The sequence below is a fragment of the Gemmiger gallinarum genome (assembly GCF_014982805.1).
Classification (GTDB): Bacteria; Bacillota; Clostridia; order Oscillospirales; family Ruminococcaceae; genus Gemmiger; species Gemmiger gallinarum.
Genome location: NZ_JADCKC010000001.1, coordinates 503,813 through 523,278 on the forward strand (window position 1 = coordinate 503,813; position 19,466 = coordinate 523,278).

15 protein-coding genes are annotated in these 19,466 nt (G+C 59.4%); 5 read left to right on the plus strand and 10 right to left on the minus strand.

Annotated elements, in window-relative coordinates; genetic code table 11:
* Nucleotides 1-20: 20 nt before the first annotated feature.
* From vanG to vanT, 3 genes are read left to right on the plus strand one after another with little or no spacing between them, the layout of a single operon-like run.
* Nucleotides 21-1,073 (plus strand): D-alanine--D-serine ligase VanG, encoded by a 1,053-nt coding sequence (gene vanG / locus INF35_RS02495; protein WP_193499955.1) that lies wholly within the window; start codon nt 21-23, stop codon nt 1,071-1,073.
* A complete protein-coding gene (locus tag INF35_RS02500; protein ID WP_193499956.1) occupies nt 1,070-1,810 on the plus strand; it encodes a D-alanyl-D-alanine carboxypeptidase family protein in 741 nt (246 codons plus the stop codon). The genes vanG and INF35_RS02500 overlap by 4 nt, the downstream gene beginning before the upstream one ends.
* The gene (gene vanT, locus INF35_RS02505; protein WP_193499957.1) at nt 1,807-3,933 is read left to right on the plus strand and encodes a serine racemase VanT catalytic subunit; all 2,127 of its coding nucleotides are present in this window, start codon (nt 1,807-1,809) and stop codon (nt 3,931-3,933) included. The genes INF35_RS02500 and vanT overlap by 4 nt, the downstream gene beginning before the upstream one ends.
* Before the next feature lie 90 nt (nt 3,934-4,023).
* Here vanT and INF35_RS02510 read toward each other — a convergent pair whose 3' ends face one another.
* The 10 genes from INF35_RS02510 to rfbA form a co-directional block, all read right to left on the minus strand.
* On the minus strand, nt 4,024-4,668 hold the full coding sequence (locus INF35_RS02510) for a TIGR03936 family radical SAM-associated protein (RefSeq protein ID WP_193499958.1): 645 nt from the start codon (nt 4,666-4,668) through the stop codon (nt 4,024-4,026).
* Nucleotides 4,643-6,541 carry a TIGR03960 family B12-binding radical SAM protein gene (locus INF35_RS02515; RefSeq protein WP_193499959.1) on the minus strand — a complete coding sequence of 633 codons (1,899 nt, stop codon included), beginning with the start codon at nt 6,539-6,541 and terminating at the stop codon, nt 4,643-4,645. Before INF35_RS02515 ends, INF35_RS02510 begins: the two co-directional genes overlap by 26 nt.
* Nucleotides 6,542-6,571: 30 nt before the next feature.
* On the minus strand, nt 6,572-8,689 hold the full coding sequence (gene rnr, locus INF35_RS02520) for a ribonuclease R (protein WP_193499960.1): 2,118 nt from the start codon (nt 8,687-8,689) through the stop codon (nt 6,572-6,574).
* Nucleotides 8,690-8,847: 158 nt separating this feature from the next.
* The gene (secG, locus tag INF35_RS02525) at nt 8,848-9,096 is read right to left on the minus strand and encodes a preprotein translocase subunit SecG (protein ID WP_193499961.1); all 249 of its coding nucleotides are present in this window, start codon (nt 9,094-9,096) and stop codon (nt 8,848-8,850) included.
* Between the two features lie 123 nt (nt 9,097-9,219).
* The gene (locus tag INF35_RS02530; RefSeq protein ID WP_193499962.1) at nt 9,220-11,463 is read right to left on the minus strand and encodes a DNA gyrase/topoisomerase IV subunit A; all 2,244 of its coding nucleotides are present in this window, start codon (nt 11,461-11,463) and stop codon (nt 9,220-9,222) included.
* A gap of 14 nt (nt 11,464-11,477) precedes the next feature.
* On the minus strand, nt 11,478-13,454 hold the full coding sequence (locus INF35_RS02535) for a DNA gyrase/topoisomerase IV subunit B (RefSeq protein WP_193499963.1): 1,977 nt from the start codon (nt 13,452-13,454) through the stop codon (nt 11,478-11,480).
* A gap of 239 nt (nt 13,455-13,693) precedes the next feature.
* Entirely contained in the window at nt 13,694-14,701 is a 1,008-nt protein-coding gene (locus INF35_RS02540) for a hypothetical protein (RefSeq protein WP_193499964.1), read from the minus strand.
* Between the two features lie 182 nt (nt 14,702-14,883).
* A complete protein-coding gene (rfbB, locus tag INF35_RS02545) occupies nt 14,884-15,948 on the minus strand; it encodes a dTDP-glucose 4,6-dehydratase (protein WP_193499965.1) in 1,065 nt (354 codons plus the stop codon).
* Nucleotides 15,949-15,951: 3 nt separating this feature from the next.
* Nucleotides 15,952-16,854, minus strand: a complete 903-nt coding sequence (gene rfbD / locus INF35_RS02550) for a dTDP-4-dehydrorhamnose reductase (protein ID WP_193499966.1) — start codon at nt 16,852-16,854, stop codon at nt 15,952-15,954.
* 44 nt (nt 16,855-16,898) lie between these two features.
* A complete protein-coding gene (gene rfbA / locus INF35_RS02555) occupies nt 16,899-17,783 on the minus strand; it encodes a glucose-1-phosphate thymidylyltransferase RfbA (protein ID WP_193499967.1) in 885 nt (294 codons plus the stop codon).
* Between the two features lie 365 nt (nt 17,784-18,148).
* Between rfbA and INF35_RS02560 the strand changes: the two genes are divergently transcribed.
* A complete protein-coding gene (locus INF35_RS02560; RefSeq protein ID WP_193499968.1) occupies nt 18,149-18,469 on the plus strand; it encodes a hypothetical protein in 321 nt (106 codons plus the stop codon).
* Nucleotides 18,470-18,558: 89 nt separating this feature from the next.
* On the plus strand, nt 18,559-19,446 hold the full coding sequence (locus tag INF35_RS02565) for a class B sortase (RefSeq protein WP_193499969.1): 888 nt from the start codon (nt 18,559-18,561) through the stop codon (nt 19,444-19,446).
* The last annotated feature ends 20 nt before the right edge of the window (nt 19,447-19,466 follow it).

A 19,466-nucleotide genomic window follows, 5' to 3' on the forward strand; every position in this document is an offset into this window, starting at 1 on the left:
TTGGTCGGGAGGTTTTTGTGATGACTTGCAAAAGAATACTTGTTCTGTTTGGAGGCTGCTCCAGCGAGCATGAGGTTTCTCTGGTGTCGGCGTCGGCAGTAATTGCCAATCTGGATGCATCCCGGTATGAAGCAATCCCGGTGGGCATCACCAAGGAGGGACGCTGGCTGCGGTACACCGGCCCTGTGGAGGCAATCTCAACAGGAGAATGGTGCAAAAACACCGCCTGGTGTACCCCCTGTGCCGTGGCCCTCGACCGTGGGGCAAATCTTCTGATGCTCTGCGGCGGCCTGCCCCGCTCGGAACATTACGATGCCGTTTTCCCGGTTCTGCACGGCAGAAATGGGGAGGACGGAACCGTACAGGGACTCTTTGAGCTTGCCGGTGCCCCGCTGATCGGCTGCGGCACTCTGTCCAGCGCCCTCTGCATGGACAAGGACCGGGCACACCGGCTGGCTGCTCTGGCCGGCGTGGAGGTTCCCAAAAGCTTTGCCTTTGGCCGGGATGCCGCCTTTGACGAGATTCTGAAGCGCGCCGGAGAACTGGGGTGGCCCCTTTTCGTCAAGCCGGTTCGGGCAGGTTCCTCCTTCGGCGTCAGCCGGGTGAAGGAGCCTCTGGCTCTGCCCGACGCCGTACGGGAAGCTTTCCAGTATGACAGCGAAATCCTGCTGGAGGAAGCAGTGCCCGGCTTTGAGGTGGGATGTGCAGTGCTGGGCAGCCAGACCCTTATCACCGGCGCCGTAGATGAGATTGAACTGTCCCAGGGCTTCTTTGATTATACCGAGAAGTACACGCTCAAGACCTCCGCCATCCACTGTCCCGCCCGTATCCCGGAAGAAACCGCTGGGCACATCCAGGAGGCTGCCCGCAAAATCTATCGCGCTCTAGGCTGCCGTGATTTTGCCAGGGTAGATATGTTCTTGACGCCGGAAGGCCGAATTGTCTTCAATGAGGTGAACACCATTCCCGGTTTCACCTCCCACAGCCGCTATCCCAGCATGATGAAGGCGGCAGGCATCGGCTTTTCCGAACTGCTGACCCGCATGATTGAACTGGAGGTGCCCCAGCAATGAAAGTGCTGACCTGTTCAGAGCTTGAGACATCCCGCAGGGATTTGATGCTTGTCAACCGCAGCCATCCCCTGCCGGACAGCACCGTTCCTGAGCTGGCTGCGCCCGATCCCGCGTATCCCGAAATTCTGATGGAGCGCCGCGCTTCCCTGCTGCTTTCTGCCTGTATCCGGGCCGCGGGCGGAGAGGGACAGATCATTCCTGTTTCCGGCTGGCGCAGCCATGCAGAGCAGCAGGCTATCTGGGACGACACCATGAAAAAGGAAGGCCCCTCATTCACCCGCAGCTATGTGGCTTACCCCGGATGCAGCGAACACGAGACAGGGCTTGCCATTGACCTGGCCCTGGCTGCTCCCGAGATCGACTTCATCCGCCCCAACTTTCCTTACGACGGTGTTTGCGGGAGCTTTCGCCGCCTTGCCCCCCGCTACGGTTTTGTAGAGCGCTACCGGGCCGACAAGCAGGCCGTAACCGGCATTGCCGCCGAACCCTGGCACTTCCGCTATGTAGGCGTACCCCACGCCCTGCTCATGGAACATTACGGTGTCTGCCTGGAAGAGTACCTCGACCTGCTGTGCCGTCAGGAACTGACCTGCACACTGGAAAACGGCCGGAAGGTGTATGTCTCCCGCACCGATGACCACACCGCCGGGCAAAACACCTCCGACGGCTGTGTCCGGCAGGCCTTCTGCGACAATGCGGGCGGCTTTATCCTGACCCGGTGGGAGGGCATCGTATGATGCGGCGGCAGTCCCCTGCCCTGGACGGCTTCCGGCTGATGGCTGCGGTACTGGTGGTCGCCATCCATACCTCGCCGCTGGCCGGCCTTTCCGTCGGGCTGGATTTCTGGCTGACCCGGGTAGCTGCCCGGGTGGCAGTCCCCTTTTTTCTCATGATCAGCGGATATTTTCTTGCACGGAATCAATGGAAGGGTACCGGAAAATTCATCAAAAAGACCCTGCTTCTGTATGGTGCGGCCATCGTGCTGTATCTGCCTTTGAATCTGTACGCGGGAGGCTTTTCATTCTCCCAATGGCTGCGGGCTGTGTTGTGGGAAGGAACGCTCTATCACCTGTGGTATTTTCCTGCCCTGATCTGGGGAGTCATGTTGACCCGGCTGCTCCTTCGCCTGGAAGAGCGCCCCGCCCTGGCCGCCGCCGTGGTACTCTACCTGATTGGGCTGGGCGGGGACAGCTACTACGGAATCGTCTCACGTCTGCCGGTATTCCGGCACTTCTATGACTGGATCTTTGCCATAACGGAGTACACCCGCAACGGGGTATTCCTGGTTCCGCTGTTTTTGCTCCTGGGTGCGCGGAGCATCCGGCTGCGGGCAAAAGTTTCTGCTGCCGGTTTTTGCCTTGTCCTGTCCGGCATGAGTCTGGAGGCATTTTTTCTACGCAGCATGGATGTCCAGCGCCATGACAGCATGTACCTGCTGCTGCCCCTGTGCATGATTTTTCTGTTTTCGCTGCTCCTTGGCTGCAACCATGGGCGAATCCATGCTGCGCGGGACCTGTCCCTGCTGATCTACCTTCTGCATCCGGCCTGCATCGTCATGGTCCGTGCACTGGCCAGGCTGACGCACACCTGGTCTGTTTTTGTGGAAAGCAGTCTGCCGCACTTTCTCGCCGTATTGTCCTTGACTGTGGCGCTCTCCCTGATCCTGTACCGGCTGCGTCCGCTGCCTTCCCCCGCCCGGTCCCGTGCCTGGCGGGAGATCGACCTTGACGCCCTGCGCAGCAACGCCCGGCTTCTCACCCAGGCTGCCGGCCCCGGCTGTGAGCTGATGGCTGTTGTCAAGGCGGATGCCTATGGACACGGTGCAAAAGAGGTGGCCCGCACATTGCAGCGGGACGGCATTCGCGCCTTCGCCGTCGCATGCCCGGCAGAGGGAATTGCTCTGCGGCGAGCAGGGATTCGGGGCTGTATCCTCATCCTTGGCTGGACCCCGCCGGAGCAGGCACCGCTGCTCGCCCGGTGGCGTCTGACCCAGACCGTGGCCGATATCGAACACGGCCGTGCCCTTGCAAATGCCGGATACCATGTGCATGTGCATCTGGCTGTTGATACCGGCATGCATCGGCTGGGGATTCCCGCCGACGACATTGCTGCCATTGCCGAAATGTATCGCCTGCCCGGCATCCGGGTGGACGGCATCTTTTCTCACCTGTGCGTTTCCGACAGTCTGCTGGCGGACAACGTGGAATATACCAATCGGCAGGCCGGTGCATTCAGCCATGCCGTGCAGCAGCTGACCGACATGGGAATCCATCCCGGAAAGACTCATCTGATGGCCAGCTACGGCATTCTCAATCGCTCCTGCGAGGGGACCGATTACGCCCGGGCGGGGATCGTTCTGTACGGTATATACAGCGATGATTCCCCTGTCTGCCGGAATCTGGATCTGCGGCCGGTGTTATCCCTGCGCGCCCGCATCGCATCCGTCCGCAGCCTTGCCCCGGGAGATACTGCCGGTTACGGACGTGCCTTTACCGCCAGTCGCCCCACCCGGCTCGCAGCGGTGACCATCGGATACGCCGACGGCCTGCCCCGATGTCTGGCGGAACGGGGAGGCAGAGTCCTCATCCGCGGTATCCCCTGCCCCATGGTGGGGCGCATGTGCATGGACCAGCTGCTGGTGGATGTGACCGACGTGGCCGATACGGCCCCGGGGGATATGGTAACGCTGATCGGGCGGGACAGTATGGCAGAGATTCGTGCCGAGACAGTGGCGGAACAGTGCGGGACCATCACAAACGAACTGCTCTCCCGGCTGGGGCACCGTCTCCCTGTCGTAGCTGCCGGGCAAAATCGCAGCCTTCCCCATATGCTCAAAGCGGTCTTGTCTGAATATCTGTGACCTGCCCAATAGGCCTCCTTCCCGTACACAAAAAAGCCGACACAAAGGATTTCACTCCCTTGTGTCGGCTTTTTCTGTGAAGCTTGATGCTCAGCGGAATTCTATGCCATCCTCCGCATAGATGCGGGTGCGGAGAATATGACACTGCCAGGCAGGCAGACCGTACTGTTCCTGCAGATGCCCCACCAGCAGCGCCGGGTTCAGGTTAAGGGCATCCCCCGCGGGCAGACGGATAGAAAAGGAGGCCTGCTCCCCATTTACCTTGTACGGCACACTGGGGATATACTGCTTGAGATCCAGCTGCTTTTTGCCGCTCTTGGTCTTTTTCTCCACCAGGACGCTCTCCCGGGCATTGTAGGCATCCAGGGCCTGTGCGGCGCTGGCAGGCAGCGTGATGGTGTAATCGGCGGCCTGAATGCGGCCCATCTTCATAACGGCAGGGCCGATGCTGACCAGACGCAGTCCTTCCGGCAAGGCCGGGCGCAGCGCCTCGGCCCAGGCTTCATAATCGGGAGTTTCCTCCTCAGTCTTGACCTCGCAGCTTTCGCAGAGGCTCTCCTGCCCCAGTGCCAGCGGGCAGGAAAATGCCAGATAGATATGCGGGTTAAAGCCCTTGGTATACCATACCGGCAGCCCGCTGCGCTTGAGAGCGCGGTGCATGACCCGCTGCAAATCCAGCAGCGAAATGTATGCGGCCTCGCCGCGTTTTTCAAACCAGATCCTTACTGTATTCAAAGCAGGGCCCTCCCAACAGCTTGTTGGCGCCGCATCCGTTGCACTGACGGTTGCACGGCTGAGTGGTCTCGGCGCGCAGGGCTTTTTCATACTCCCGCGCCAGGAACGCCTGGCTGACGCCCACATCCAGATGCGCCCAGGGTGTCACCTCGTCCAGGGCGATCTCACGGTAATTGTAGAAATCCGGATCAACGCCGCAGGTCTTGAATGCTGCCAGCCAGCGGTCATAGTCGAAGTATTCTTCCCAGGTGTCAAAGAAGGCCCCGTTTTCAAAGGCAGTCTCAATGACGCGGCCCAGGCGGCGGTCTCCCTTGGCAAAGACGCCCTCCAGCACACTGGTGGCGCTGTCATGGTAGTTGACCTTGATCTTGCGGGAGTGGACGCAGCTGAGCAGATACTTCTGCTTTTCCCGCAGCGTCTCCCGGCGATCCTGGGCGCAGAACTGGAAGGGAGTGTCCGGTTTGGGCACAAAACAGGCCACGCTGATGGTCACCTGCACGCCCTTTCCCTTGGCATGGTCCAGGCTGTAATACAGGTCCACCACCTTCTGGGCAGTGTCGGCAATGCCCTTGATGTCCTCCAGCGTCTCGGTGGGCAGGCCCATCATGAAGTAGAGCTTGACCGAGGTATAGCCCTCCTGGAAGGCAATGGTGCAGGTGCGCTCGATCTGCTCCCAGGTGACATTTTTGTTGATAACATCCCGCAGCCGCTGGGTACCGGCCTCAGCAGCAAAGGTCAGGCCGCTCTTGCGGACCTTGGTGGTCTTTTCCACCAGGCTCTGGGAGAAGTTGTCCACCCGCAGAGAGGGCAGCGACAGACTGACATGGTCGGCCTCGGCCCAGGCATTGAGCCGGTCCAGGACTTCCTCCAGTTTGGAGTGGTCGGAGGTAGAAAGGCTGGTCAGGCTGAGTTCATCGTAGCCGGTGTTGCGGCAGAGCGCCCGGGCGGAATCGCTGATGAGCTTGGGGGACCGCTCCCGGAAGGGACGGTAGATCTGCCCTGCCTGACAGAAACGGCAGCCGCGGACACAGCCGCGCAGCACCTCCACACAGGCGCGGTCCTGCACAGCGCCGATCATGGGAACGATGAAGTTCTCCGGCGGGACAAAGCTGTCCAGGTCCTTGACGATGGCTTTAATGATCTTCTCAGGAGCATGGGGATTGTTGGGGTGCACCGACGCAATGCGGCCGTCCGGCAGGTAGGTCACGTCGTAGAAGGACGGGATATAGACACCGGGGATGCCGGCCAGTTTTTCCAGCAGCTGCTGTTTGGTCAGGCCCTGCTTTTTGCCCTCTTCCACCGCGGCGCAGATATCCTGCAGCATCTGCTCGCCCTCACCCAGCTGCATGACATCAAAGAAGTCTGCCATGGGCTCGGCGTTGCAGACACAGGGGCCGCCTGCAATGATGAGGGGCCAGCTTTCGTCCCGGTCCTCCGCCCGCAGCGGGATGCCGGAAAGGCGCAGCATGGCCAGGATATTGGTATAGCAGAGCTCATATTCCAGCGTGAAACCCACAATGTCAAACTGGGACAGCGGAGTCTTGCTCTCCAGCGTATACAGCGGGATATCGTGGGCTTCCATCTGGGCTTTCATGTCGGTCCAGGGCATGAAGGCACGCTCGCACCACCAGTTTTCATGGCGGTTCAACAGCTCATACAGGATCTTCTCGCCCAGAAAAGACATGCCGATCTCATAGATATCCGGAAAGCAGAAGGCAAACCGGACATCCATCTTATCAGCATCCTTGTTGACCGAGTTGTACTCGCCGCCTGTATAGCGGGCAGGCTTCTGGACTTCCATCAGGACCTGTTTGAGCGCCTGCTGCACCTGGGCGGCAGGAATGGTCCGGGTATCCTCGCGGTTTGTGGGCATGGGGTGTCCTCCTGTTGTGATCAGGCCCGGTCAGGGCACAAAGGTAAAATCGATACGGCCAAGCTGAATATTGGCTGCCGCCGAGCGCACCTGCATGGGATCGCCCAGCATCCAGTGACGGCCGGTAAGCGGATCGTAAATGCGCACGCCCTCGGTGACGACAGGTTCGCCCTTGCACAGTTCCGCCGAGGGAACAAAGCCCTCAACACTGTTGTCCAGCGCCACAAAGACGCCGCGCTGGGTAATGCCGGAAACCGTACCGGTATATGTTTCGCCCAGATGGGCGGACATATATTCGGCCTTGTAGCAGTCCTCCACGTCGCGCTCGATGCGCTGGGCATCCACTTCCTTGCGGCTGGACTGCTCGCAGGCACGGGCTGCAAAGTCCTGATACTGGACAGTCAGCTGCTGGGCGCTCTCTCCCAGCAGCATATCGGTGAGAATGCGGTGAATGGCCAGGTCGGGGTACCGGCGGATGGGACTGGTGAAATGGGCGTAATCCTCCAGCACCAGACCGAAGTGGCCCTTGGGCTCGGGGGAATACTTGGCCTTTTGCATGCTGCGCAGGATGCCGGTGTGCACCGGGATCTGGATGGGCTCGCCCCGGGTCTTGTCCAGCAGGGCAGCCAGTTCCAGCTGAGTGGGGACCTCCCCCTTGAAGCGGACATCCAGGGCGCAGGCCTTGAGCATGGTCATGAGCTTTTCCAGACGCTCGGCGTCGGGGGCCTCATGAATCCGGTAGAGGAAGGGCACCTTGTGGGTGCGGCCGGCGTTGGCGGCACACTGGTTGGCCAGCAGCATAAATTCCTCGATCATGCACTCGGAGACGCCGCGCTCCCGCTTGACCACGTCGATGCATCGGCCCTTCTCATCCAGAACCAGCTTGGCCTCGGTGGATTCGATGTCCATGCCCCCCCGGGCCTTGCGCAGGGCCAGGCGCTTCTCGTACAGTTCCCGCATGACCGGCAGCTGGGCCGAGACAGCGACATACTTTTCCCGGATGGCCTCGTCCGCGGTGTCGTCCAGCAGGGCGTTGATCTCCTTGTAAACGCCCTTGACGCGGCTGCGGATGACCGTCTTGACAAAGCGGTACTGGCGGATATTGCCGTTTTCATCCAGCTGCATCAGGCAGGAGAAGGCCAGGCGGGTCTCGTCCTCGTTCAGGCTGCAGATGCCGTTGGAGAGCTGCTTGGGCAGCATGGGGATAACCTTGTCGGCGTAGTAGATGCTGGTGGCGCGCTCAAAGGCTTCCTTATCCAGAGCCGAATCCGGCTTGACATAGTGGCTGACATCCGCAATATGGACGCCCAGCTCATAGCCGCCGTCGTTGAGCTTCATCAGGCTGATGGCGTCGTCGATGTCCTTGGTCTCCGCCGAGTCGATGGTGAAGATGGGGATTCCCCGCAGGTCCATGCGGTGCTGGATCTCGGCCTGGGTGACCCGGGCGCGGCCAATGACCCTGGCCTCTTCCAGAACTTCCTCGGGGAATTCCTGACGGACCTCACGGCCGTAGAGAATGGCCTTGGCGCACTCCCCCGCCACCTCGGAGGAACCGAAGCGCTGCATGATGGAGACGCGATGATCGGCATGGCGGTCGCCGCGCAGGGAGAGCAGCGCACCGGCCTTGTCGCCGGGGCGGACGCCCATGTCCTCCCCCTTGCGGATGATGATGTTGACGCCGCTGCAGCCGTCCGGCTCCAGGGCCAGGCGGCCGTCATCGGTGCGGACGACGGTGCCCGCAATGGTGTTGTGGGGCTCGGTCACCTCGACGACCTCACCCTCCGAGCTGCCCTCCACGCGGGGATGGTCGAACAGCCGCACCATGATCTTATCCTTGGGCATGGCGCCGTGCAGAGCGCGGCCGGGGATGAAGATATCCCCTTCTCCATCGTCCCGGGAGGCAAAACCGAAGCGGGCCGCCAGCTTGACCAGCGTGCAGGGAATGGCCGCGGGGAGATTCTCGTTCTCCACTGTGGCCAGACCCGGGGCATACTGACCGTTTTTCATGGTCAGCTCACCCGATGCCACCATCGAGGAGACGGTGTAGCGCAGACGGTTGCCGTCCACTTTAAGCTCCGCCTGAAGCTCGCGCAGATAATGGGGCTTGCGTCTGACGGCTTTCAGGATATTCTGTTTCAGGGTTGTCATATACTTTTACTCCTCCATAACGTCGTCCTGCCGTCCGGCAGGACCCTTCCGGCGGGGATATTCCCTATCCCCAAATTCATCTTTCCCACAAAAAAACTTGCGTACACACAGAAACGGCCCGCTGCATCAGCGGACCGTCCCTCAACGAATCAACCGGCTCAACCAAGGCGCGCACTGAGCACGCAGACAACGAGCGTCGCGACAAAGAAGATCGCGCCGCAGACCTTGGTGGCCTTTGCCAGCTTGGCGTCGATGCCGCGCTCACGGCCGGCTGCCATAAAGCTGTTGTCGCCCATGATGGCGGCGGACAGGCCCTGGCCCTTGCTTTCCTGCGCAAGAGTAAAGACAATGATGAAAAGCGAAACGGCAACCAGAATAACGCCGAAAACGATCTCGTAAACGCTCATTGAAAAGTTCTCCTTCACATTCTAATGCAAATAGTAGTGTAGCATACAATTTTGCGGATTGCAAGCCGGAAGTGCCGCACAAGGCAGTTTTTTTGCCGATTTTCCCTATAAAGTCTCAAAACTTTACAGGCTCAGCTGTTCTGCCGTGTCCTCCTGCCGCAAAAGAGCGCCCGCAGCGGGCAGGCTGCGTACCCGGAAGCGATGGGGATTGGTCAGCTCCAGCCCCTCCGCCGGCTGCACTTTGGCAATGCGCTGGTTCTTTTTCAAGGTGACCACGTTAACGCCCGCCGTGTCGCGGGTGGTCTTGGCCGGGATGAGAGCGCTGCCCGCCAGCAGCAGACGGTTGCCGGTGGTGTAGATGGCCAGCTCGGCCTCCTCCTTCATCTGGAACATACAGGCAAGTTCCTCCTTGTCGCTGTAGGCCTTGAGCAGCTTTTTGCGGTTCTGCTTGGTCTCGTAGCTGGCCAGGGGAACCTTGGCACACTTGCCGTTCTGGAAGAAGAAGAGCATATACCCGGCATAGTCGGTGGTGACCGCCATGTAGACGGGCACCTCCCCTTCCTCCATGCCCAGGCGGGACGCCACATAGTCGCCCAGTACGCTGGCTTTGCCATCCCCGAAGTCTGCTGCCCGGGACTTGTAGACCTGGTGGTGGTTGGTGAAGAAGAGCAGTTCCACCGCATTGGACGCCTCGATGGTGGCCACGATCTCGTCGCCGTCCTTGAGCTTCTGCTCGCCGGACATGCGCAGGCTCTGGGGCGTGATCTTCTTGAAATAGCCGTCCCGGGTGTAGAACAGGGTGACGGGATAGTCGGGGATCTCCTCCGCCTCGTCGCCGTCGTCGGCATCCGGCACCTCGTAGAGGATCTCACTCTTGCGGGGCTGGCCGTACTTCCTGGCCACGTCGGCCAGCTCAGCCATGATGATCTTGTTGATGCGGGCCGGGCGCTTGAGCACATCCTCCAGGTCGGCGATGTCCTTTTCCAGCTCGGAGATCTCCTCGGTGCGCTTGAGGATGTACTCCCGGTTGAGGTGGCGCAGCTTGATCTCCGCCACATACTCGGCCTGGACCTCGTCAATGCCGAAACCAATCATCAGGTTGGGGACGACCTCGGCCTCCTCCGCCGTCTCGCGGACGATGCGGATGGCCTTGTCGATGTCCAGCAGGATGGCCGCCAGACCTTTGAGCAGGTGCAGGCGTTTCTGCTTGCCCTTGAGGTCGTAGTAGGTGCGGCGGCGGACACACTCGGCGCGGAAGGCGATCCACTCCAGCAGAATGCCCCGCACGCCCAGTACCCGAGGCTGGCCGCCAATCAGCAGGTTGAAGTTGCAGGCAAAGCTGTCCTCCAAAGGCGTTGCCTTGAACAGCCGGGCCATGAGCTTGTCGGGATCCTGGCCCCGCTTGAGGTCGATGGTCAGCTTGAGGCCGTTGAGGTCGGTCTCATCGCGCATGTCGCTGATTTCCTTGATGCGCCCCGCCTTGACCAGCTCGGTGATCTTGTCCATGATGGCTTCCACGGTGGTGGTGGGCGGGATCTGGGTCACATCAATGCAGTTGTTTTCCTTGTCGTAGCTCCACTTGGCCCGGACACGGATGCTGCCGCGGCCATTCTCATAGACGTTCTGCATCTCGGCAGCGTTGTAGAGGATGGCGCCGCCGCCCACAAAGTCGGGGGCGGGCATGAGGGTGGAGAGGTCGGCCTGCTCGTCCTTCATCAGGGCGATGGTGGCATTGCACAGCTCCGCCAGGTTGAAGGAGCAGATGTTGCTGGCCATGCCGACGGCGATGCCCAGAGTGTTGTTGGCGAGAATCGTCGGGAAGGTCACCGGCAGCAGGGTGGGCTCGGTGGTGGAGCCGTCGTAGTTGGGCACAAAATCCACCGTTTCCTTGTCGATGTCCCGGAAAAGCTCCTCGCACACCGGGTCCAGCTTGGCCTCGGTGTAACGGGAGGCCGCGTAAGCCATGTCCCGGCTGTAGGCCTTGCCGAAGTTGCCCTTGGAATCCACATAGGGCACCAGCAGGCTCTCGTTGCCGCGGCCCATGCGGACCATGGTATCGTAGATGGCCTGATCGCCGTGGGGGTTGAGGTGCATGGTGCTGCCCACAATATTGGCGGACTTGGTGCGGGCACCTTTCAGAAGGCCCATGGTGTACATGGTGTACAGCAGTTTGCGGTGGGCGGGCTTGAAGCCGTCGATCTCCGGCAGAGCGCGGGAGACGATGACGCTCATCGCGTAAGGCATATAGTTGGTTTCCAGCGTATCGGTAATGGCACTTTCCAGCACCGTGCCGGCGGAGAGAATCTCCACATTGTCGCCCAGCTGCGGCCGGGCGGGAACGATCTTCTTTTCCTTTTTTCTTGCCATATTCCCGCCTCCTTTCAGCTCAGATCCAGGTCGTCGAGGTACTCGGCGCCATGCTCGGCAATGTGCTCCTTGCGGCCCTGCAGGTTATCCCCCAGCAGAAGGTCGAACACCTGGGCCGTCTTCTCGGCGTCGGTGGGCATGACCTTGATGAGGCGGCGGCTTTCGGGATTCATGGTGGTCAGCCACATCATCTCGGGGTCGTTCTCGCCCAGACCTTTGGAGCGCTGAATCGTATACTTTGCGTCGCCGATGCGCTTGAGGATGTTGGCCTTCTCCGGCTCAGTGTAGGCAAAGTAGGTCTTTGTTTTGGTATTGATCTCATACAGCGGGCTCTCCGCAATATAGACGTAGCCTTCATTGATGAGGGTGGGCGTCAGGCGGTAGAGCATGGTCAGGATCAGGGTGCGGATCTGGTAGCCGTCCACGTCGGCATCGGTACAGATAACGATCTTGTTGAAGCGCAGATTCTCCAGCCGGAAAGCCGCCAGATCCTTGTTGTGGGACCCGCCCAGCTCGACGCCGCAGCCCATGACCCGGATCAGGTCGGTGATGATGTCCGACTTGAAGATGCGGCTGTAATCCGCCTTGAGGCAGTTGAGGATCTTGCCGCGCACCGGCATGATAGCCTGGAACTCCGAGTCCCGGCTGGTCTTGACGGCGCCCATGGCGGAATCACCCTCCACGATGTAGAGTTCCCGGCGGGTAACGTCCTTGGTGCGGCAGTCCACAAATTTCTGCACCCGGTTGGCCAGGTCCATCTGGGCGGTGATGTTCTTCTTGATGCTGATACGGGCCTTCTCGGCATGTTCCCGGCTCTGCTTGTTGATGAGCACCTGCTTGCAGGCCTTTTCCGCCTCGTCGGGGTGCTCGATGAAGTAGACCTCCAGCTGATGCTTGAGGAAGTCGGTCATTGCCTGGGCCACAAACTTGTTGGTGATGGCTTTCTTGGTCTGGTTCTCGTAGCTGGTGCGGGTGGAGAAGCTGGACGACACCAGCACCAGGCAGTCCTGCACATCGGCAAAGGTGATGGCGCTCTCACTTTTTTTGTAGAGGCCCTTGTTTTTCAGCCAGGCATTGATCTGGTTGACAAAGGCCAGCCGCACGGCGCGGTCAGGGCTGCCGCCGTGCTCCAGCCAGCTGGAGTTGTGGTAATATTCCAGCGTCTGCACTGTGTTGGAGAAGCAGAATGCCACGTTCATCTGCACCTCATACTCAGGCTGGTCGGCGCGGTCCCGGCCGGCGGCAGACCCCTGGCAGAAGTGCACCGGCGTCAGGGAGTTTTCCCCCGCCAGCTCATTGGTGTAATCAACGATGCCGTTCTCGTAGTAATATTCGCTTTTTTCGCTCTTGCCGCTGGAACGGTCGTCAAAGACCAGAGTGATGCCCGCATTGACCACAGCCTGACGCTTGAGCATATCCCGGAAGGTCTCCGGCGCCACCGCAATGTCGGTGAATACCTGGGTATCCGGCTTCCACCGAATGACCGAACCGGTACGGCGTCCGGAATAGGGCTCCTTTTTGAGACCGCCCACGTTCTCGCCCTGCTTGAAGTCCAGATGATAGTGGCAGCCGTCCCGGTAAATATCGGCGGTCATCCACTCGCTGGCGTACTGGGTGGCACACAGGCCTAGTCCGTTGAGGCCCAGGCTGAAGTCATAGGTGCCGCTGCCCTCGCCGTACTTACCGCCGGCATACAGTTCGCAGAACACCAGGTCCCAGTTCCAGCGCTGCTCCGCTTTGTTGTAATCCACCGGAATGCCGCGGCCGAAGTCCTCGACCTCCACCGAGTGATCTGCAAACAGAGTGACGTTGATCTTGTTGCCGTAGCCGTCCCTTGCCTCGTCGATCGAGTTGGAGACGATCTCAAAAATCGAGTGGGCACATCCCTCCACACCGTCAGAGCCGAAAATAACGGCCGGGCGCTTGCGTACCCGGTCGGCGCCTTTCAGGCTCTTGATGCTTTCGTTGCCGTACTCCTGCTTTTTTGCCATGAAAAGGTTACCCCTCCATCCAACAGCTGTTCCATCTCTATTCTTTACCGGCAGGCCTCTGCCTGCACGGGATCGTATCTTTTGCCGATTGAAAAATCGGATATATCTAATTATTAAAACAAAATTTCCCGGGATTGTCAATTTTACCGTGTGTCAAAAAATGACCATTCCAAGGCAAAGCAAAGCCCGCGCCGCCGGAGTTCTCCGGTCGTGCGGGCTTTGTTCAGAAGGTATAAATCTTATTCCTCCGGCTCAGCGTCTGAGCTGTCGCCATTGTCGGAATCACTGACGGTATCCTGCGAAGAGCCGTCCGAATCTTCGGAAGAGGACTCGTCACTGGTATCTTCCCCATCCTGATCGGAACCGACCGACTCATCGGTGGAATCGTCGGCGGAGGTATCCGTGGATTCATCGGAAGGTTCGGACTCCGGCTGGGAATCGCTGGACGCATCGCTGCCGGGTACCGTGGAGGCAAGGTTGCTTTCCACCAGCGCCTGAGGGTCGCTGGTCACCGTCTGGCTTTCGCTGGCCACCGAGCTGGACGAAGCAGCGACCTGCATGTCGCTCTCCTGCAGGGCGGACAGATACCACTGACGGTTTTCGCCGCGGCTGAAGACATAATCCATATACTTGGTGGGCTCGGTGGGAGTGGTCAGGGTCAGGCTGGTGGTGCTGGCCAACGTGGGAATATAGCCTACCGTGACGTACATCTTGCCGCTCTGGGTGGAGATGCTTTCCACTTCCGGCGTGTACAGACCCACAGAACCGGTGACCGGAACCAGGTACCCCTGCTTTTCCTCGCTGTAGACATAGTTCATCTCAGAGGTCTGGAAGGAGCCCTCCTCGATCTGATAGTCGGGACCCAGCAGGTTGGTCAGGTAGGCATCCACCTCCAGCTGAGGCAGGATCATACAGCCGGTCTCCTCGTCGCGCTCATACTGATCCAGGCTTCCGCCGTCCTTCTGGATCTGATAGACGCAGCCCCAGATGGCTGCCTGCTTGAAGATGGACTGATCCACTGTATTGACATCGTCAAAGGGCACTGTATCAAACATGACCAGGCCGTACAGCAGATCGGCGTAGCTTTCCCGGCGGTCGGAGTCGTCCAGCGCCGCGGTGACAGCGCGGATGGCCCAGCCGATAACGGTAAACAGGCCGATCACAATCAGCAGCACCGCCACTAGACCGAGGGCCTGACGGGCCAGACGGCGATTGTTGCGGAGCTGTTCTTCTCTTGAAATTGCCATTCTTTACTCCTTGGGTGAGGGAAAATCTCTGTGCGGCCGCCATACTTTCCCGCAAATATGGGGCGGGAGGCCTGCAATGTCCTTACAGTATAGCACAGCCCTGCCGTCATTGCAAAGGGCGGAACCGTTTTGGCACAATCTGCCCGCACCCGAAAACCGGGCACGGGCAGAGCGCTGGACAATCAGCGATTTTTATACATCTGTTCGTAGTATTTCTGGTAGTCGCCGCTGGTGACATGCGCCATCCAGTCGGGGTTGGCCAGGTACCAGTCGATGGTCAGGACAATTCCCTTTTCAAACGGAGTCTCGGGATACCAGCCCAGGTCGTTCTTGATCTTGGTGGGGTCGATGCCGTAGCGGCGGTCGTGACCCAGACGGTCGGCCACATGGGTAATGAGTTCCTCGCTGATGGCATCGTCGCCCAGGCGGTCGTGCAGCTGGGCAATGACCGTCTTGACAATGAAGATGTTGGGACGCTCGTTGTGGCCGCCGACGTTGTAAACCTCGCCCACCTTGCCGTCCGAAGCCACCATGTCGATGGCCTTGCAGTGGTCCATGACGTACAGCCAGTCACGGACCTGCATGCCGTCGCCGTAGACAGGCAGCGTCTTGTGCTGCTTGGCGTTGTTGATGAGCAGCGGAATCAGCTTCTCGGGGAACTGGTAGGGGCCGTAGTTGTTGGAGCAGCGGGTGATGTTGACCGGCATGCCGTAGGTGTCGTGGAATGCCATGACGAAGAGGTCGGCACTGGCCTTGGAGCTGGAGTAGGGGCTGTGGGGGCTGAGGGGCGTGGTCTCGGTGAAGTAGCCCTCGGCGCCCAGAGCACCGTAGACCTCATCAGTGGAAACCTGCAGATACTTTTTGCCGGGCTTCCAGGTCTTGCTGTCGGCATCGTACCAGACATCCTTGCAGCACTGCAGCAGATTGACGGTGCCCAGAACGTTGCTCTCCACAAAGATCTCGGGGTTCTTGATGCTGCGGTCCACGTGGCTTTCCGCCGCAAAGTTGATGAGGTAATCCGGGTCATACTTGGCGATCAGGTCGGTGACCAGCGCCTTGTCGCAAATATCGCCCTGAACAAAGATGTGACGAGGGTCGTTTTCCACGTCCTTGAGGTTTTCCAGGTTACCCGCATAGGTCAGCTTGTCCAGGTTGACCAGGCGGATGTCCTCATGCTTTTTCAGCATATAATGGACGAAGTTGGAGCCGATAAAACCGGCGCAGCCGGTGACAAGATACGTTTTCATCTTTCAGTTACCATCCCAATTTGTAAAAAAGTCCTGAATCGCGACCTTCCAGTCGCGCATCGAATCGCCCACGGTGCAGCGCAGCATGCGGTTATCCAGCGCGCTCCAGGCCGGGCGGTTGGCCGATTCCGGATGCTGTGCGGCATACTCAGCGCTGGAGATCGGTTTGACGGTGCAGTGTTCCCCCGACAGGCGGATGATCTCGGAGGCAAAGTCGTACCAGCTGCAGACGCCGTTGCAGGTGCAGTGGTAGATGCCGTAGTCGTGGCTGACCGCCAGTTTGAGCAGATGATAGGCCAGGTCCACCGCATTGGTGGGGTTGCCCAGCTGATCGTTGACCACAGTGATCTCATCGTGGGTCCTGGCAAGGTTGACCATCGTCTTGACAAAATTCTTGCCCGCCGTGCCGTACAGCCATGCCGTGCGCACAATGAAATGACGGCGGCAGAACTTCTGGACGTACTGCTCGCCCAGCAGTTTGGTCTGACCGTAGGCGGAAACCGGCGCCGGAAGCGCGCACTCGTCCAGGGGGATTCCGCCGTTGGGTGCGCCGCTGAAAACGTAATCGGTGGAAATATGAATCAGCCGGGCGCCGACCTTTTCACAGGCCATGGCCAGATTGCGGGGGCCGAGGGCATTGACCTTGAACGCCGCATCCCGGTTGGTCTCGCAGCCGTTGACGTTGGTGAACGCCGCACAGTTGATGACCGTGTCGGGCTGGTGACGGCGGATATACGCCGTGGTAGCCTCCCGGTCTGTAATGTCCAGGTCCTCCAGATCCACCGCAACAACCGGTGCATTCTTCAGCCGCTCAGGCAGCGGGCCCAGCACGCAGCTGCCCTCACGCAGCTGCTTCTGGAGTTCGGTTCCCAACTGACCGCGGCAGCCGGTAATCAGAATTTTCATAGATCAGCCTCCGCAAAAATCGGACCGCCCCGCGGTCCTGTTGTTTAGTACATGAGTTTGTTGTCCGCCACATTGCGCAGATGGGCGCCGTAGGGAGATTTGCCGTAACGCTCGGCGCTTTCCAGCAGCTTTTCCCGGGTGATCCAGCCATATTTGTAGGCAATCTCCTCCGGGGCAGAGATCTTGATGCCCTGTCGCTGCTCGATCATACGGACAAAGTCGGCAGCCTCCACCAGGCTGTCCATGGTGCCGGTGTCCAGCCAGGCATACCCGCGCCCCAGAAGCTGAACGTCCAGAAGTCCCTCTTCCAGATACATCTCGTTGAGGGTGGTGATTTCCAGCTCGCCGCGGGCGCTGGGCTTGACCTGCTTGGCCATGCGCACCACGTCGCGGTTATAGAAATACAGCCCCGTCACTGCATAATTGCTCTTGGGCTGGGCAGGCTTTTCTTCAATGGAGGTTGCACGGCCGTTCTCATCAAAGGCCACCACGCCGAAACGCTCCGGGTCATTGACAAAGTAGCCGAACACCGTGGCGCGGCCGCTCTCAGCATTGGCGGCGGCCGCTCTCAGCCTCTTGCCGAAGCCTGCACCATAGAAGATATTATCGCCCAGAATCATAGCACAGCAGTCATCCCCGATGAATTCCTCACCCAGCAGGAACGCCTGAGCCAGACCATCCGGAGAAGGCTGGACCTTGTATTGCAGCCGTACGCCGTACTGACTGCCGTCGCCCAGCAACGCCTCAAACCGAGGGGTATCGGTGGGGGTCGAGATGATCAGGATATCCTGGATTCCCGCCAGCATCAGGGTGGAAAGCGGATAGTAGATCATGGGTTTGTCGTAAACCGGCAGAAGCTGTTTGGAAGTGACCATCGTCAGCGGGTACAGCCGGGTTCCGGCGCCGCCTGCAAGAATGATGCCTTTCATACTGTTACTCCTTCGCCGCGGTCGGCGGCCGCGTTTCAGGCCGTCCGCCAGCGTTTATTTAGTCTATTATACTGCCTGTACGCCTTTTGTACAAGCCCTGCCAAATGTCAAATTTGCATCAGAACTCCCATTCGCCACCCGAGTATGGCACAGATTTTACCGGAAAACCTTGGAGCACCCTCCTGCTGTATTGACGAAAAAACTTTGCCGTGTTAAAATGTACGAAATAGATTGGTGTATTGTAGTTATCCGGGCCTATCCGGTTTGTCAGATTGGTTTATAGAATCGTGTGGCTTTGTGAGGCCGCACCATATTGGATTGTGCTGTTTTATCTGTTTTGATTGATAAAAAGGAGGGTTCTTCCCTTGAAACGTACTGTCGGTATTCTGCTTGCCGCTCTTTTCCTTGTTCTGCTCGCGGCCTGCGGCATTCCCTCTTCCACCGATGCGGCCGCCTCCTCTCCTGCGCCCTCTCCCACTGTGGCGGCCACTTCCCGCGATGTTCACAACGAACCAGTCAAAGTGGATGAGACCTACGCCATGGCAGACGTTGTCTCCCCTACTGCCACGCCGGCTGCCTCCTCCCCCACACCTGCCACCGGTGATGCTCCTGTTGTCTATATGGCAGGCGCCATCGGCTTGATTCTGTTCTGCTCGGCAGGACTGTTGATGCTCAAGCGCATCTGATTTCAGATGGAACAGCCTCTTTCCGGTTTTCGGCAGGAGGCTTTTTTCTTTCTCTGTCCAGGCAATTTTATCCCTATGAGGTTGTATTCATGCCAAGAAAAGGCCGTTATTTTCATCTGAGCGGAAGCTCCGCCTATTATCCTTTCGGCGCGCGCACCTCCCTGCGGAAAAAGCAGCGGCTGCGTGTGGTCCTGCTGCGTCTGCTGGGGCTTGCCCTTGTAATTCCCGTGGCCTTTTTGCTGGTGCGGCATTTTTTCTTCAACGGCGGACAGCCCAAGGCTCCTGATGACAGCACTTCCGGTAATGTACACTCCGGCCCGGTGGAGGTCACTGTTCAGCCCGCCACCGTCGATGCTCCCCACACCACACCGGAAGAGGCCTCCGTCTCCCGGGAAAGCATCCTGCCCAAATTCCAGGACCTCTACCGGCAGAACAGCGACCTGGTGGGCTGGCTGACCATGGCTGCCATTGGAGTGGATTACCCGGTTATGCAGACCCCCGGCGACAACGAATACTATCTGCGCAGAGGCTTTGACAAGCTGTATTCCCTTTCCGGCAGCCTGTTTCTTGATGAGAACTGCAGCCTGCAGGACCCTGCCACCGCCAACTGGCTGATCTACGGTCACAACATGGCGGACGGCAGCATGTTCGGCAAGCTGGACGAGTACGAGGACGAGGCGTTTTACAAGGCCCATCCCACCTTCACCTTCGACTCCCTGTATGAGGAGATGGAATGGCAGATCATTGCCGTGCTCCGCACACAGGTCGGCGCCGACGACCTGCCCTACTACACCTTCTTTGACGCCAGGGACGAGAGGGACTGGCAGGCAAGGTATGAGGCCGTCATGGAGCTTGCCCTCTACGACACCGGCGTTTCCGCCTCCTACGGCGACCAGCTTCTGACCCTGTCCACCTGCGGAACAACCAGTTCCACCACCGACAAACGCCTGGCTGTTATCGCGAAACGCATCGACTGACCGGTTCTGCCGTCACGCAG